General features: G+C 36.1%; 13 protein-coding genes and 1 tRNA gene. 10 read left to right on the forward strand and 4 right to left on the reverse strand.

What is annotated here, in order from left to right; genetic code table 11:
* Positions 1-447: 447 nt before the first annotated feature.
* Positions 448-654 (reverse strand): SlyX family protein, encoded by a 207-nt coding sequence (locus PVV69_RS00115; protein WP_273721217.1) that lies wholly within the window; start codon positions 652-654, stop codon positions 448-450.
* A gap of 5 nt (positions 655-659) precedes the next feature.
* On the reverse strand, positions 660-884 hold the full coding sequence (locus PVV69_RS00120; protein ID WP_273755973.1) for a hypothetical protein: 225 nt from the start codon (positions 882-884) through the stop codon (positions 660-662).
* Positions 885-1,109: 225 nt separating this feature from the next.
* Here PVV69_RS00120 and PVV69_RS00125 point away from each other — a divergent pair.
* The 8 genes from PVV69_RS00125 to lpxK all read left to right on the forward strand — a co-directional run bounded on the left by PVV69_RS00125 (position 1,110) and on the right by lpxK (position 9,844).
* Positions 1,110-1,185, forward strand: a tRNA-Thr gene (locus PVV69_RS00125).
* 758 nt (positions 1,186-1,943) lie between these two features.
* The gene (locus tag PVV69_RS00130) at positions 1,944-2,363 is read left to right on the forward strand and encodes an EVE domain-containing protein (protein WP_273755975.1); all 420 of its coding nucleotides are present in this window, start codon (positions 1,944-1,946) and stop codon (positions 2,361-2,363) included.
* Positions 2,364-2,613: 250 nt separating this feature from the next.
* Complete coding sequence (locus PVV69_RS00135; protein ID WP_273755977.1) at positions 2,614-3,063, forward strand: hypothetical protein; 450 nt, start codon at positions 2,614-2,616, stop codon at positions 3,061-3,063.
* A gap of 999 nt (positions 3,064-4,062) precedes the next feature.
* Positions 4,063-5,394, forward strand: a complete 1,332-nt coding sequence (locus PVV69_RS00140) for a TldD/PmbA family protein (protein ID WP_273755979.1) — start codon at positions 4,063-4,065, stop codon at positions 5,392-5,394.
* Positions 5,381-6,184, forward strand: coding sequence for a 3'(2'),5'-bisphosphate nucleotidase CysQ (locus PVV69_RS00145; protein WP_273755980.1), 804 nt, complete (start codon positions 5,381-5,383; stop codon positions 6,182-6,184). The genes PVV69_RS00140 and PVV69_RS00145 overlap by 14 nt, the downstream gene beginning before the upstream one ends.
* Before the next feature lie 65 nt (positions 6,185-6,249).
* Positions 6,250-6,492: a DUF4170 domain-containing protein gene (locus PVV69_RS00150; protein ID WP_273755982.1), complete on the forward strand. Its 243-nt coding sequence runs from the start codon at positions 6,250-6,252 to the stop codon at positions 6,490-6,492.
* A 1,020-nt stretch (positions 6,493-7,512) separates the two neighbouring features.
* Positions 7,513-8,823: a lipid IV(A) 3-deoxy-D-manno-octulosonic acid transferase gene (gene waaA / locus PVV69_RS00155; RefSeq protein ID WP_273756074.1), complete on the forward strand. Its 1,311-nt coding sequence runs from the start codon at positions 7,513-7,515 to the stop codon at positions 8,821-8,823.
* A 1-nt stretch (position 8,824) separates the two neighbouring features.
* Complete coding sequence (lpxK, locus tag PVV69_RS00160; protein ID WP_273755984.1) at positions 8,825-9,844, forward strand: tetraacyldisaccharide 4'-kinase; 1,020 nt, start codon at positions 8,825-8,827, stop codon at positions 9,842-9,844.
* Positions 9,845-9,871: 27 nt separating this feature from the next.
* Here lpxK and PVV69_RS00165 read toward each other — a convergent pair whose 3' ends face one another.
* Both PVV69_RS00165 and mutL read right to left on the reverse strand, forming a co-directional pair.
* Positions 9,872-10,108, reverse strand: coding sequence for a DUF2093 domain-containing protein (locus PVV69_RS00165; protein WP_273755986.1), 237 nt, complete (start codon positions 10,106-10,108; stop codon positions 9,872-9,874).
* A 119-nt stretch (positions 10,109-10,227) separates the two neighbouring features.
* Positions 10,228-12,066, reverse strand: a complete 1,839-nt coding sequence (mutL, locus tag PVV69_RS00170; protein ID WP_273756075.1) for a DNA mismatch repair endonuclease MutL — start codon at positions 12,064-12,066, stop codon at positions 10,228-10,230.
* Positions 12,067-12,362: 296 nt separating this feature from the next.
* Here mutL and PVV69_RS00175 point away from each other — a divergent pair, with 296 nt between their 5' ends.
* Together PVV69_RS00175 and lldD are read left to right on the forward strand one after the other, a co-directional pair.
* The gene (locus tag PVV69_RS00175; RefSeq protein WP_273755988.1) at positions 12,363-13,451 is read left to right on the forward strand and encodes a 2'-deoxycytidine 5'-triphosphate deaminase; all 1,089 of its coding nucleotides are present in this window, start codon (positions 12,363-12,365) and stop codon (positions 13,449-13,451) included.
* 902 nt (positions 13,452-14,353) lie between these two features.
* Complete coding sequence (gene lldD / locus PVV69_RS00180; RefSeq protein ID WP_273755990.1) at positions 14,354-15,505, forward strand: FMN-dependent L-lactate dehydrogenase LldD; 1,152 nt, start codon at positions 14,354-14,356, stop codon at positions 15,503-15,505.
* The last annotated feature ends 63 nt before the right edge of the window (positions 15,506-15,568 follow it).

The following is a 15,568-nucleotide window of genomic DNA, read 5'->3' on the forward strand; positions in this document are numbered from 1 at the left end:
GACCTACTTTTGATACGCAAGAAAGTGATTTTTATTGATTCAACATGGAAGAAATTTTAAATGAGAGAATCTTACGATATTTGGAGCTTAATTTAATATCAATAACCCTCTATTATCGTTATAAATCAATTTCTTGTAACTTAATGATTTCTCTTAAATAGCAGTAGTGTCACCTTAATTTGTATTAATCAAAAGCGATGAGTTACCTCTTTCAACCTTTCAGCAGCTCGTAAAAACTGCCTACGATCGCTCATCTGTCCCCTCCAAAAATTTTTTGTTTTTAGCAGCATAGACCGTATAGAGAAAATACCTCTCAATACTCTCACTATTCTTTATAAAATTGAAATTTCTTAAAATAGTGAGAAAATTATAAAGCTTATAAAAAGCACTTACATATCTAACAAGATGGATTATAAAAAATGAACGCTTTAAGATAAATATAAGTCCTTATTGACGAGGAAATGGCAAGATAACAGCTTCAAATACACCCCGTTCTTCTAAATCTGAAAATCGTTTCGTTAACACATCTAATTTTTTAGATATCTCATTTAAACTTTTCCATTGATCCGTTACAATACTAGAAAGCTCATCAATGAATTTTTCTTGATAAGCTAATTTCATTTCTAATTCTACCAATCGATCTTCATCTGCCATAGTTCTTACTCCATCTTAAATAAAAGCTGTCTTTCATAAACTACTCCTTTTATCCCTATTTCTATAAGAATGAGAAGTACCTTTTCTACCAATTCCACTGATCTTATTTTCACAGCATAAAAGTTAATGATATTTTTCATCTCCCTTCCAATCAGTTGCCCAATAAATTTCTCCTTTTCCACAAAAGCAGTAAATATCTTTATGAGGACATTCTTCATATCACTTTCCACCTCGGAAAAGCTCTTTTCATATTTATTTCTAAGTTTGAATAGGATGTCATTTAAAATGTACTTTATGCTATCAAGATCAAAAATACTGTTCTGGTCTTAACCTTCGTACTCCCTCGTGATCTCAATATCTTATAAATTATTGAAAAAATGCACTCTTGCTTTTATTTATAGTTTTGGCTATTACCCTCGAGCTGGTGTTTTATTTAATTTAATGTACAAGTTCATGCCGCATTAGCTCAGTTGGTAGAGCACATCATTCGTAATGATGGGGTCGCTGGTTCGAATCCGGCATGCGGCACCATTTCTCTTTTTTAAAAGCGAAAATAATAAGTTATTTAACTGACCCGCCTTTTGACATATGCCTGAATCTTGTTTTATACTATATAAAATTGTTAACAGCTTCACCTTCGTTATGAAGAACAAAGTTAAGAGTTGTGACAAAGTTTCTTAAAGCTGCTTCAACAGAGATTTAAAAAACTGTCATTTGAAATGTTATATGATTTCGAAGGTATAATCCTGGCAAATTATCTGTATATAAGCTGTTTTTATTCATAAGTGAAAGCTATAGAAAAATCGTAAATTTTATTTTTTATCAAATACTTATGACAAAACCAAATAAAATTTATTTTCTCACACTCTTTTGCTTCTTGTATCGAACTCTCTTTGTCTTATGTTTTTAAATGATAGCAATTGTAATGTGATGATTTGTAGAAATGGAACAAATTTCTTTTAAACGCGAATGCGCTAAAAAATAGTTTATTTGAAAGAATTTAGAAATCCTGAAGTTTTTTAACTCAATAATTTTTTACGAGCTTTCCTTACTAAGCAATCATATTCCATACTCATTGTGATGACTTCTTACGATTAATTTCTTTTTGTTCATACAAAATATATTATGAAATATTATTAACTTTTTAGCAGAAATTTACAATTTTAAGCTACTCAAATTGTATCTGTATCTTTATCAATGTGATAAAAAACACCTTCGTTACTAGATAACTTTAAAAAACATATTTTAAGTATAAAAATCTTACTCATTTTGTGAAAGAATGAATATAAATGAAACATTGGATAGCTGTAATTTCTCGAGAGCACGCACGCCTTGCCGCACAATTTGGCTTTCTTCAAGTCTGTCACGGTAAGGCTGGACCACTCCGAAAGACCTCTAAAGGAGATGAAGTATTCATTTACTGTCCACGATGCAAAATGGGTACTGGACAGATTCTGCAAACAGTAGAGTTTCAGTGTATATTTAAGGATAATCATATTTATCAAGTGGAGCAAATGCCTCATTTCAGCCCTTTTCGAAAAGATGTTATTTTTCACAAACAAGCACAACCTGTTATTTTAAAAGAGATTCAGGGTCTTGAATTTTTAACCAACCCTCATTGGGGAGTGTTGGCGCGACGGGGTTTTTTTGAAATTACCGCTTTTGATGCCGCCAAAATTCGCAAAGCAATGGGGATTTATGATGGCTAATTGTTTAACTGTTTGGGTTGTTTCCAAGTATTTAAAGAATATTGATTTAAAATAACTGAGTATCTTTGTTGAATTAAAGCATGGTCTAAAATAATAGATTGGTATCAACTCACCCTTTGTCACGATACTCCTATTTTGAGACTAAACTGCAAGAGAAGGGCATATGTTAAATTTCAGAATTGCTTTTAGCTTGAATATTTATGTATTTCATCACTAGAATAGGAATTTTTGTAATATAAAGGGGACTCTCATGTTTAAATGGACATATAGTGAAGAAATTAACACAGAAGCAAGTGCTGAGCAAATTTGGGCTATGTGGGAAGACGTGACAACTTGGCCGTGCTGGGATCACGAACTTGAGTGGGTAGAACTCTCTGGTGCTTTCAAAGTAGGAGCAACGGGGCAAATGAAACCTAAAAAAGGACCGAAAGTAACTTTCACACTTGATAAAGTTATAAAAAATGTTTGCTTTTCTGATTATACTAGACTTCCTTTTACGCACATGAATTTTAATCATGAGTATATTATTTCAACGGATTCAAACTCTTCAAAAAATAAAATTCGTCATACGGTAACGATGTCTGGCTTACTTTCTCCTTTCTTTGGAATGATTATTGGCACAAAAATTAAGCAACATCTCCGCTATGCAATGACTGAAATGTGTCGGCGCGCTCTTACTGGAGATAAAACTATCTCGTAGTTATGCCTCATTTATAAAGAAAATCGATATTGTTGTAAAAAGAAATAATGTAGACGTTATCGCCTACGTGAGAATTAAGTCTTTGAATTATGGATATTTTACGAGCTAACCATTCACAGAGCATTTTGGGATTATTTATTTAAAGCTTATCATTGTGTAAAACCGCTTCTATACTAAAACTTTTATAAAAATTAATTAATTTTACTTTATCACAAAAAGGCTCATAAAATATCTCTTTTGTTGAAAAATAAAAAGTTATCGTTTTTATTCTATCAGAATTTAACAAGACGATCAGGCTTTATTTAATAACATCGTAGCTGGTTAAATATGATGCATAAGAAAGGCACTATATTATCATTTATATCCGGTGACATCGAGAGCGAATGTCATGATAATAACTTATTTTCGCTAAAATATGAAAAAAGTCTGTGCTGACATTATGTATATTAAACAAAATAATGACTGCTGTTCTTGATAAAATTATAACGAATGACGTTACCTTTTACACTTTCTATGGTTTGTGTTTCATTATTATTGTATTTATGATGAGAGAGTTCATAAATGTTAAAGAAGGAGTATTAGAGGAGCATTTCCTCATGTTTTCATGAGAATTAAAGAATGCCATAGGAGAGTAATGTAAAAGTCGCTTTAATGCTTCGTGGTAAAAGGAAACATAATTTAGAACATCTTCCAATTATTGGAATGCTTAAAAAATTGAAATGAAGCCAAGTGTTATCGAATGACTTCCTATTGGTTTGATGATAAAGGCAGTTTTAATTTGTGCAATAACATATCGTGGATTGGAATAATTGAAACCTAAAAAATTGATAATATATTGCACCTTTTTGAAAAGACGCTAAAAAGGAAATTGCTTAATTCGTTGAAAAAAAATGCGTCCATGATACATATTTTTTATCGATGAATATACAAAAGTCATATTTTGTATAAATTTGCCCAATTGCTTCCCCATATGAGGAATTAAATTTAAGGGAGTCCGTGATGACTGACAAAAACCAGATTGATAAAGCTGCTTCATTGGTTGAATCGGCAAAACGTTCTGGGGCAGATGCTGCTGATGCTATTATTGTTCGTACACATTCTACCAGTGTATCGGTTCGTTTTGGAAAAGTCGAATCAACAGAAGCTTCAGAGAGCAATGATTTTACATTAAGGGTTTTTGTCGGAAAAAAAGTGGCAAGTGTTTCTGCTAATTTAGCAGCTTATCCGCAAGAATTGGCAGAACGTGCTGTTGCAATGGCCAAAGCTTCTCCAGACAATTTATTCGAAGGTTTGGCAGATAAAGAATCTTTGGTGATACATCCTAAAGATCTCGATCTTTTTGATGATTTTGTTCCGCACAGTCATTTTCTCACAGAAGATGCTTTAAAAATAGAAGCAGCAGCCCTCGATGTTAAAGGAGTAAGCAATTCTGGTGGAGCAGCGACAGCTTATGGTCATAGCGGATTTGTTCTTGTCACCAGTGATGGTTTTTGTGGTGCCTACCAATCCAGTGGTTTTTCACGTTCTTGCAGTGCTCTTGCTGGTGAGGGTACTGCGATGGAACGGGATTATGATTATACAACGGCCTTACATTTTTCTGATCTGGAAGCAGCAGAAATTGTGGGAAGAAATGCTGGTGTTGGAGCTGTTCGACGTTTAGGAGCAATTCGTGCTGCCACAGGGACTGTAGATGTTATTTTTTCTCCGCGTACGGCTCGTGGCATCGCGGGACATATTGCATCTATGGTTAATGGAGCATCTGTAGCACGTAAAACAAGTCTTTTACAAAATCTCTTAGGTAAAGCGGTGATGAAACCAGATGTTCATGTGACAGATCAGCCTTTGAGACTGCGTGGAAATGCTTCGCGCCCTTTCGATGGAGAAGGAGTAGAGGGACAGACATTAAATATCATTGAAAATGGTATTTTAAAAAACTGGCTTCTTTCATCATCTTCAGCACGTGAATTGGGACTTAAAACCAATGGTCATGGTGTGCGTTCAGCATCGTTGGTTAAGCCAGCAAGTACCAACTTTGCTATTGAACCAGGGCTCCTATCACCCCATGATATGATAAAAGGTTTGCAAAGTGGATTTTATGTCACAGAACTATTCGGGCATGGTATTGATTTTGTTACAGGACAATACAGCCGTGGTGCATCTGGTTTTTGGATTGAAAATGGTGAATTTGCTTATCCTGTAAGCGAAGTAACGTTAGGTTCCAATTTGCTTTATATGTTAGCGCATTTAACACCTGCAAATGATATCGATCGGCGTTATGGTACAGCAGCTCCAACATTATTAATTGAAGGAATGACACTTGCAGGAAAATAACACGCATCATTCTTCTGACTTAAACCTCTTGCTTGATGTTTGTCGAGAAGCAGGAGATTTAGCAATGAAGTATTTTGGATGTACGTTGGATGTTTGGATTAAAGAAGGAAATTCACCAGTCAGTGAAGCAGATTTTGCCGTTGATGACTTTTTGAAAGAAAAACTTCTTAGAGCGCGCCCAAGTTATGGATGGATTTCAGAAGAAACGAAAGATGATCGGAAACAAAAAATTTATGAACGCTATTTTGTGGTTGACCCTATTGATGGAACGCGTGGTTTTCTCTCAGGCAGCACCTATTGGTGTATTTCGATTGCTATTATTGAGAGCGGGCGCCCTATTGTGGGTGTTGTGCAATGTCCAGCTAAGGGAGATGTTTATGCTGCTGTCACTGGTGGAGGTGCAACATTAAATGGTAAAAAACTTCCTCTTTTGGCATCTCAGATCCACAGGAAGTATACAGTCTCACTTGATAAATCACTCGTACAAAAATTACCGAATGATTTGTGCAATAAAGTCAATTTTTATCACTACATTCCTTCTCTTGCCTATCGTATTGTTCTTGTGGCTCAAAATGAAATTGATATTGTGTTGGTTCGTCCCAATTGTCATGCATGGGATATTGCTGCGGCTGATCTTATTTTACAGGAATGCGGGGGATGTTTTTTAGCGCTTGATACACCTTTTATATCTTACGGAATCGAATCTTATCAATATGGTTTTTTAATTGCTGGTAAAAATAATTGCTGCCAAGATATGATAGATGTTGTTCGTCAAGCCAAGTTAGTTTAATCACATAAAATCAGTTTCATCACATAAAAAATACACTAAAATTTCTTTATGATATGGAGGCACATATGACTGAAGCCACTGAGAAAAAACAATGCTTGCACCTTGTATTTGGCGGGGAGTTAAAAAATCTTAATAGTAATCAATTTAAGAATATTGATAACTTAGATGTTGTTGGTATTTTTTCTAATTATCAGTCCGCCCGAGAAGCGTGGCAAGCAAAAGCACAAAGTAGTGTAGACAACGCATTACAACGTTATTACATTGTAGATTTACAGCACATTCTTGACAGTGAAATGGGCGATGCGTAATAAAACTTGCGTATTCTATTATTATGTTCTTAAGCGACATCAAGTGCAGAAAAATTGAGTTCTTTAGATTTAATCGCAAGATGAGTGAAAGAGCTCAGAAAAAAGCAAGGTATTTTTAGCGAAGAAAGCAATACTTACTGATGAAAACACTCTTTAGATAGTTTTTGTTCTGTGGATAGATTGCTTTTTGTTTATTGGATAATCATAATTGAAAGTTTGAGATAAGATTATAAAAAGATAGGATGTTTATAATCTCTTTCTTATCACTTTTTTGTATGAATGATGTATCGTAAACTCCTTTCTTTATTTTCAAAATGAAAAAGCTGTTATCGTATTTTTGTTTTGTTCACTCACTAAATAAATACCCTCTTTGGAAAAAGGTGAAAACTTAAGTTTGTGTATGATTTCAGAAGGCGGTGTAAAAATACTTTGTGTTTATATGGATAAAATATATTGATTTATAATCATAATTTATCTTTGTTCATATTAAAGAAAAACTCTGAATATTGTAAGGTACTCTCATTTCAGATCTCTCCCATGGTGAATCAATTAAAACTATTCGCTTGCACATAACAAGCGGGATGAGCATGTGGATATAAAACGTCTGAGCAAGGACGAATGTTTCTTATAAATGCTCTCGAATGCAAGAGCTATCGCGATATATGGATAGGAGAGCTCTTCATGGGCAAAATGCATTTTTAGGTCTGAAAAAAATATTATAATTGTGGATATAAAGCCTGGAAAATGAGAAAAAGGATTATTTTATTAGCTAAATTATTTACCTGTTCTATCATACTCTGTGTGCATGCATTTTCATAGGAGAAGATTCTTGAAAACATGGCATAGGATTGCATGTCTACTTTTCCAAATTATTCCCATAATTGAGGTGTTTTTGTTGCCTAAAATATGAGGAGTATTTCATTATTCGAAAGAAGAAAATTTGATCTCATAAAGGAGTAATACATCTTTTAATAAAAAAGTTTATAGACGTCTCAAAACAGATGATATGGGGTGATTTTAATAATGGAACTAAAAGCACAAACTGCTTTTTTAATCTATCGGATGATTGGCTTTTGCTTACGTCCTGTTATCCCTTTTTATTTGTTTTTTCGTACTGTCCGTGGAAAAGAAGAGCGAGGACGCCAACAAGAGCGTTTGGGAAAAAGCCATAAAGCACGACCTCAAAGTCCTCTTATTTGGTTGCATGCAGCTAGTGTTGGAGAAACACTTGCTCTTGTTCCGCTTATTAATTATATTTTATCATTGAAAATCAATGTATTATTAACAACAGGTACTGTAACATCTTCTTCTCTTGTAAAAAAACTGTTTGGTAATCGGTTAATTCATCAATATGCTCCTTTGGATTTAGATTTGGCAATGCGCCGTTTTATCAATCATTGGAAACCTGATCTCGTATTGGTTTGTGAATCAGAAATTTGGCCTCTGCGTATTAAAGAACTTGCTAAAATGCATATTCCGCAGATTTTGGTTAATGCCCATATGTCTGAACGTTCTTTTAAAGCTTGGCAAAAACGCCCTGCTCTTGCTAAACATATCTTTAAGAATATTGATCTCGTTCTTGGTCAAAATGAAAGAGATGTCGCTTATTACCATGCGCTTGGAGTAAAATCTGTTGCGCTTTCTGGTAATCTTAAGGCTGATGTTTTACCCGTTGAAGATCAAGCATTACTTATACATTACCGTCGCGCTATCGGTAATCGTCCAGTTTGGGCCGCTCTTTCAACTCATGAGGGAGAAGAAGAAATCGCTTTTGAAGTTCATAGGATTCTTAAGGATTATTTGCCAGATTTGTTGACAATCATTGTGCCTCGTCATCCTGGACGCTTAGAAGATCTTATTGAGAAATGCAATAATAAAAATTTACGTTTTGTTCGTAGAAGTCATAATGCTGTTCCAGAGGCGAATACAGACATTTTATGGGGCGATACGATTGGAGAAATGGGGCTTTTCCTTCGCTTATCAAAAGTGTCTTTCATTGGAAAGTCATTATGTGCAGACGGTGGACATAATCCATTGGAATTAGCATTTTTTCGTTCAGCTATTTTAACGGGACCTCATGTCTCAAATTTTCAAGAGATGTTTGAACAATTCTTGGCGCGTGAAGCAGCCTATATGATTCAAGATACAAAACAGCTTGCTATTCAAGTGTATAAGCTTTTAACGAATGAAGCATTACAACAAGAAATGGTTGATAAAGCCTATGAAATTGCAACGGGTATGGCAGGTGCACTTGAGCTTACATTAAAGCTTCTTGAACCATTTTTGCATCCCCTTGTTATACAAACTGGTTTAAGTCAACATCGGAGGTGACATGCACATTAGCACACCACATTTTTGGTGGAAAAACAAAAGCTTTTTGCGTGTTTTGTTAGCTCCAATTTCTTGGGGATATGGTTATTTTTCACGTCGGCATATGGCAAGACAGCCTCCTATTATTGATCTTCCCGTCTTGTGTATTGGTAATTTTACCTGTGGTGGTGCTGGTAAAACACCCGTTGTCATTGCTTTTGCTAAAGTAGCTAAAGAACTTGGTTTCGTGCCTGGTGTTGTCTCGCGTGGTTATGGTGGAGCGATTAAGAAAGCACATCTTGTCAATGAAAAATATGATAATGCGCATGATGTTGGAGATGAAGCAATTTTACTTGCACGACATGCTTTTGTTGCTATATCCGTTGATCGTTATGCTGCAGCAAGGCTGCTTAAGAAAGCAGGATGTAATTTAATTTTAATGGATGATGGGTTTCAAAGCCGCCGTCTTTATATGGACTATGCATTGCTTGTTGTAGATGCGATGCGTGGCTTTGGTAATGGAGCGGTTTTCCCAGCAGGACCTTTGCGTGCACCATTAGACACACAGCTTTCTTTAACCGATAGTGTTTTATTGATTGGTGATTCGAATGCGCAAGATAAGATTGCTTTTCTTGTCACACGTACAGAAAAACCTTTGCATCATGCCTCTCTTAAATCTTTCGCGTCTGATGAGGTTGCAGGCAAATCATTTTTGGCTTTTGCAGGTATTGGCCATCCAGATAAATTTTTTAAATCTATTAAAGAACTGTCCGGTCATGTGGTGCAAACTTATTCTTATCCTGACCACTATTTTTTTACCGATACAGATTTAAAAAATCTTGCACAAAAGGCTAAAAATCAAAATCTATGGCTGGCGACAACTGCTAAGGATTATGCACGTATACAAACAAGCAATATGCAAAAAGATTTAAAAAATCTTATTATATTTGATACCCAAGTTGATTTTTCTCAAAAAGATTTTTGTCGTATGCTCCTTGAGGAGGTCATAACTCGCTTTAAAGAGCGTAAAAACCCCCTTTAAAGAGTTCAATTTATAGCTTTCCATTGGTTATTTTTTCTGATCTTTTAATAATTGGCTGAGATACGGGTTGCATTCAAGCTCGCGGTGATAGGAAATTTCACAACTCGCATATGCTTCTTGGCGGTGATGATTCCAATATTTCAAATCGTCTATTGAGATTTTTTGTCCACTAACAGCACAAAGCGTATAGGTTCCATATTCTATGACTTTATACCCATTATTAGTATAATGAATTTTTGCTTGGCGTTCACCACTGGAAAACATTTTTTTATATTCCCTTTCATTGTTATGAGAGATTACGCAAGTAAAGTGCCATAACATGCCTTATAAAGTCGAGAGTAAACTGTGAAAAAATATTTCTTTCCAAAGCAGTGAATAATCATTTATTTTCTACCAAAAAGCCGTTCTATATCAGCCAATTTAAGTTCAATATAAGTAGGACGACCGTGATTACACGTTCCTGTATGAGGAGTTGCTTCTATTTGCCGTAATAGTGCATTCATTTCTTCAGGGCGCAAAAGACGTCCTGATCGTATTGAGCCATGACAAGCCATTGTTGCAGCAATATAATCAAGCATTGCTTTTAAATTGTTTGTCGTATCATATTCAGCGGCTTCGTCCGCAAGATCTTTAATGAGAGCTTGTACGTTAATTTCTCCTAACATAGAGGGGATTTCGCGTACAACAATTGCACCAGGTCCAAATGGTTCTATACCCAAGCCAAATTTCTGCAAAGCATCTTTGTGTGTTAAAAGGCACGCTGCGTCTTCTTGAGAGAGTTCTACAATTTCAGGGATCAGCAATAATTGTGAAGGAAGCGGTTTGGAATAAAGCGCATTCTTAAGTGCTTCATAAACCAATCGTTCATGAGCAGCATGCTGATCGACAATAACCAAACTATCTTGAGTTTGAGAGATAATGTAGTTTTTATGAATTTGTGCTCTGGCAGCTCCTAGGGGATAAGACAATTCTTCTGGTGAAGGTGAAATATTTGAGATGTAAGCATCACCACTTGGTGTATCTAACCCCTCTATCAGAGGAGGTGTATCTTCTTTTAAACCAAAAGAACTGGTCATATCCAATGGTTTGTGCACCATTGATACAGATGACAAATGGTGAGGCTGCGGTCTATAAGAAGAAGGTGGAAGTGTATTGTGAAAATTTTTCAATGGTTGTTGTGTTTGAAATGCACTTAACATGGCTTCAGAACGCGTTGAAGTAGAGCGAACACCCGTTTGATGCAATGCTTCACGAATTGCTCCAACGATTAAACCGCGAATGAAACCTGAATCACGGAATCGTACATCTGCTTTGGCAGGGTGTACGTTGACATCTACATCAGCGGGGGGAAGGTCAATAAAAAGAATGCATACAGGATAACGATCCCGCGTCATGACATCAGCATAGGCTCCTCGAATTGCTCCAAAAAGAAATTTATCGCGTACTGGACGCCCATTAACATAAGCAAATTGGTGGAGACTATTGCTACGACTAAAGGTAGGCAAACAAGCAAACCCCGTCAAACGAACTGACTCACGTTCCGCATTGAGTGCTATACTGTTGGGAGCAAATTCTGTACCCATAATTTGCGTAATACGTTGTAATTGTCCTTGGGTATTATTTTCTGTAGCAGGAAGTTCGAGAGAAGTTCTGTCTGAGCCTGAAAGAGAAAAACGAATATGTGGAAATGCGATAGCGATGCGTTTCACCATATCGGTAATCGCATTCGTTTCAGCACGGTCAGTTTTCATAAATTTCAGCCGTGCTGGGGTAACGAAAAAAAGATCACGTACTTCAACAATCGTTCCAGGATTTGCAGCAGCTGGCTTTGGTCCAACAATTTTTCCCGCTGTGACAATAATTTCAGCAGCATTATCAGCATCCTGCGTTCGTGAAATGAGTCTCAGTTTAGCAACAGAACCAATAGAGGGTAAGGCTTCTCCTCTAAAGCCTAGGAAGCAGATATTGTGCACATCATCGGTAATTTTTGAGGTACAATGACGAGAAACGGCTAATGTTAACTGATCTGCAGAAATACCACAGCCGTTATCGCTCACCTTTATAAAGTTTTTTCCACCATTTGCGGTAATAATTTCAATGCGCGTTGCTCCCGCATCAATGGCATTTTCAACAAGTTCTTTGATAACATTTGCAGGCCGTTCAATAACTTCACCGGCTGCAATTTGATTAATAATATTTTCGCTGAGATGGCGTATGATCATCATAAATTCTAACAAGATTCCTAAGGATTCTAGAGAAGTTTTGAATTATGATAGCATCATTTGTGCAACATTCAAGAATGAGAATATATGAAAGCTGTTATTCTCAAAAAACTTATTTATTTTCAAGGAATATTGTATCAAATGTTGTTTCATTGTTTGTGGCATTCTATGGTTAACTATAGCAGAAAGTTAATTGGTAAAATGAGAAGCAAATCATCGTTATTTTCCTAAAATGTCTTGCACTCATCAATCATCTGAGACAAAAAGAAATAACGTAAAAATGGAAGGCAAAACATATGGCGCGTGTAAGCGGTATTTTGGCAGATAGTGATATACAAGCTTTAATTGATAATCATATTCTTAAGGCTCTGTTGCCATTTGATGTAACCCAAATACAACCCGCAAGTCTTGATCTTCGTTTAGGAACCAAAGCTTATCGTATCCGCGCTTCCTTTATGCCAGGAGCTCATGTAAAAGTTCTCGATAAACTCGAACGATTAAAGTTGCACGAATTTGATTTGCAAAATGGAGCGGTCTTAGAAACAGGTTGTGTCTATGTTGTTCCTCTTTTAGAAAGTTTGGCTTTATCAGAAATTTTATCTGCAGCTACCAATCCTAAAAGTTCTACCGGACGATTAGATATTTTTACCCGTGTGATTACCGACAATGCTCAGGAGTTTGATAAGATTTGTGCTGGTTATCATGGTCCACTTTATCTTGAAATTAGTCCACGCACATTTCCCATTTTGGTACGTACTGGTTCACGTTTGTCTCAGCTTCGATTTCGCAAAGGACACAGTTTTTTAAATGAAATTGAGCTCCATAGTTTGCATCGGCAAGAAACGCTTATATCAGATGATTTACCTAATATTAATGCGGGTGGTATTGGGCTTTCTATTAATTTGGAAGGGGGCGAAAACGGGCTTGTGGGCTACCGTGGTAAACGCCATACAAGTGTTATTGATATCGATAAACGTGCTATTGCAGACATTCTAGATTTTTGGGAACCGCTTTTTGACCGAGGTCAAAAAGAACTGATTCTTGATCCTGATGAGTTTTATATTTTAGTCTCGCGAGAATCTGTCCATGTTCCTCCACTTTATGCCGCTGAAATGACGCCTTTTGATCCTTTAGTTGGTGAATTTAGGGTACATTATGCAGGCTTTTTTGATCCAGGATTTGGACAGATGGAAACAGGTGGAAAAGGAGCAAAAGCGGTTTTGGAAGTACGTAGCCGCGAAGTTCCGTTTATCTTGGAGCATGGACAAATTATTGGCCGTCTAATCTATGAGCATATGCTTAATCGACCATCAACACTTTATGGACATGAGGTTGGATCACATTATCAAGCGCAGGGATTAAAATTATCCAAGCATTTTAAATGATGTGAAAACACAAGCTTTGGTAAAATATTTGCAAAAAACTATGAGAGTAAAAGAAAAGCTTTAGTTTTTCCATATATTATATGCTCTTACTTTGTGCATTCCTCCAACTGAATGCGTAAAGTCTCTTGCCACTACGCGTTTCACTTTTACAAATTGTAAAAAATATCATACATTTTGTTTTATTATAAAATATCGTTAAAACTAAAAATAGACGTTTTTGTTGATAGAGCAGTAACACATTTTTCCCATATAGTATTCTTCATAACTTTTTAGATATGTCTCACCTGTTGTTCAAAGCTCACTTTGATAAGACTCAATAAATTGTATTCTCTGTCTATAATCAATTTATAGTATACGTAGAAAATTTTTAAAGAAAATGAGATTTTTCTCTTTATATGTATTTATTATTTAAAATTCTTTAAAGTGCCTTAAATTAATCAAGAAATCTATGATTTGATAAATTTAAATTAGAAAAACAGCTAGCATTATTCAGTCCGCTTGTAAAAAAGCATTTCTAGCTGCCTATGAGACATTCTATGAATACGTTTTTTATCTTTAGAGGAGGGATTTTTTTTGATATATACTCAATGTGACTTGTATAAACTGTCATATGAGGTACTTTTATAGTTTATTAAGAGAAATACTAATTTAAAATGAAAATAAATGACTAAAACAACATTTCTGGGAGGTTATTGATGAAGACGTATCACCATCAGATTTTTAATCTAGAAAAGAACAATAAAGATGTTGTTGTTATCAATGTGTTTTTTTGAGTTGCAATCTTAGTTGCCTACCTCTACTGAATAGAATATTGGGGAAGACGTCTCATTGGAGGCGTGCGGATTGGTTCTTATTCGCTTTAGAGTGTTTTCGCTTTTCATTCAAAAACAGTGGTGCACTTCATGATTATTTCCTCAACAGTTGATTACCGTAAAGCAGCAAAACGCCGCCTTCCTCCTTTCCTTTTTCACTATATTGATGGTGGAGCTTATGCTGAGGAAACGATGCGACGTAATTTTACAGATCTTCAAGCGCTTGCACTACGCCAAAGGATTCTCAAGCAAATTGATAAAGTTGATCTTTCACTTAAGCTTTTTGATCAAACACTTCATTTACCCATTATACTTGCACCTGTTGGACTAACTGGCATGTATGCACGTCGTGGTGAGGTACAAGCTGCACGCGCTGCCGTTGCAAAAGGGATACCTTTTACTCTATCCTCAGTTTCAGTCTGCCCCATTGCAGAAGTGCAAAAAGCTGTTGGAAGTGCATTTTGGTTTCAACTTTATGTTCTCAAAGATCGCGGATTTATGCGTGATGCATTAGAACGATCTTGGGCATCTGGGATACGCACTTTGGTTTTTACAGTTGATATGCCAGTTCCTGGTGCACGTTATCGTGATGCGCATTCTGGAATGTCTGGTCCTTATGCTGGGTTACGCCGTGTTTTACAAGCTTTTACCCATCCACATTGGGCTTGGAATGTTGGTATTATGGGACGTCCACATGATCTTGGAAATGTTTCTACCTATTTGCAAAAAAAAATTGCATTGGACGATTATGTTGGTTGGCTTGGAGAAAATTTTGATCCCTCAATTGGTTGGCGTGATTTGCAATGGATTCGAGACTTTTGGAAGGGAAAGATGATTTTGAAAGGTATTCTTGATCCAGAAGATGCACGAGAAGCATTACAATTTGGTGCTGATGGTATTGTTGTTTCCAATCATGGAGGGCGTCAACTTGATGGTGTCTTATCAACGGCACGGGCGTTGCCAACAATTGCGGAAGCTGTAAAGGGAGATTTGACTATTTTAGCGGATTCTGGTGTGCGTTCTGGTCTTGATGTTGTACGTATGATAGCACAGGGTGCGGATGCTGTTATGATTGGTCGAGCTTTTGTTTATGCACTTGCAGCAGCCGGTGAGAAAGGTGTTGTTCACCTGCTTGATCTTTTCGAAAATGAAATGCGGGTCGCTATGACACTAACCGGTGCTCGCACAGTTAAAGATATTACACACGAAAGTTTAGCAAATTCATATGTTTTTGAGCAATAAAAACAATATCCTCTATTACTTAAAAAGAAGAAAATCTTTTTTATAAAGAAGCATATTTGTACA

It is taken from the genome of Bartonella sp. MM73XJBT, assembly GCF_028618465.1.
GTDB lineage: Bacteria > Pseudomonadota > Alphaproteobacteria > Rhizobiales > Rhizobiaceae > Bartonella.

What these genes read in the sequence shown, in the direction of transcription:
- PVV69_RS00115 (WP_273721217.1), bottom strand. Translation starts at nt 654, where the DNA reads ATGGCAGATGAAGATCGATTGGTAGAATTAGAAATGAAATTAGCTTAT.
- PVV69_RS00130 (WP_273755975.1), top strand. Translation starts at nt 1,944, where the DNA reads ATGAAACATTGGATAGCTGTAATTTCTCGAGAGCACGCACGCCTTGCC.
- PVV69_RS00135 (WP_273755977.1), top strand. Translation starts at nt 2,614, where the DNA reads ATGTTTAAATGGACATATAGTGAAGAAATTAACACAGAAGCAAGTGCT.
- PVV69_RS00140 (WP_273755979.1), top strand. Translation starts at nt 4,063, where the DNA reads ATGACTGACAAAAACCAGATTGATAAAGCTGCTTCATTGGTTGAATCG.
- PVV69_RS00150 (WP_273755982.1), top strand. Translation starts at nt 6,250, where the DNA reads ATGACTGAAGCCACTGAGAAAAAACAATGCTTGCACCTTGTATTTGGC.
- lpxK (WP_273755984.1), top strand. Translation starts at nt 8,825, where the DNA reads ATGCACATTAGCACACCACATTTTTGGTGGAAAAACAAAAGCTTTTTG.
- PVV69_RS00165 (WP_273755986.1), bottom strand. Translation starts at nt 10,108, where the DNA reads ATGTTTTCCAGTGGTGAACGCCAAGCAAAAATTCATTATACTAATAAT.
- mutL (WP_273756075.1), bottom strand. Translation starts at nt 12,066, where the DNA reads ATGATCATACGCCATCTCAGCGAAAATATTATTAATCAAATTGCAGCC.
- PVV69_RS00175 (WP_273755988.1), top strand. Translation starts at nt 12,363, where the DNA reads ATGGCGCGTGTAAGCGGTATTTTGGCAGATAGTGATATACAAGCTTTA.
- lldD (WP_273755990.1), top strand. Translation starts at nt 14,354, where the DNA reads ATGATTATTTCCTCAACAGTTGATTACCGTAAAGCAGCAAAACGCCGC.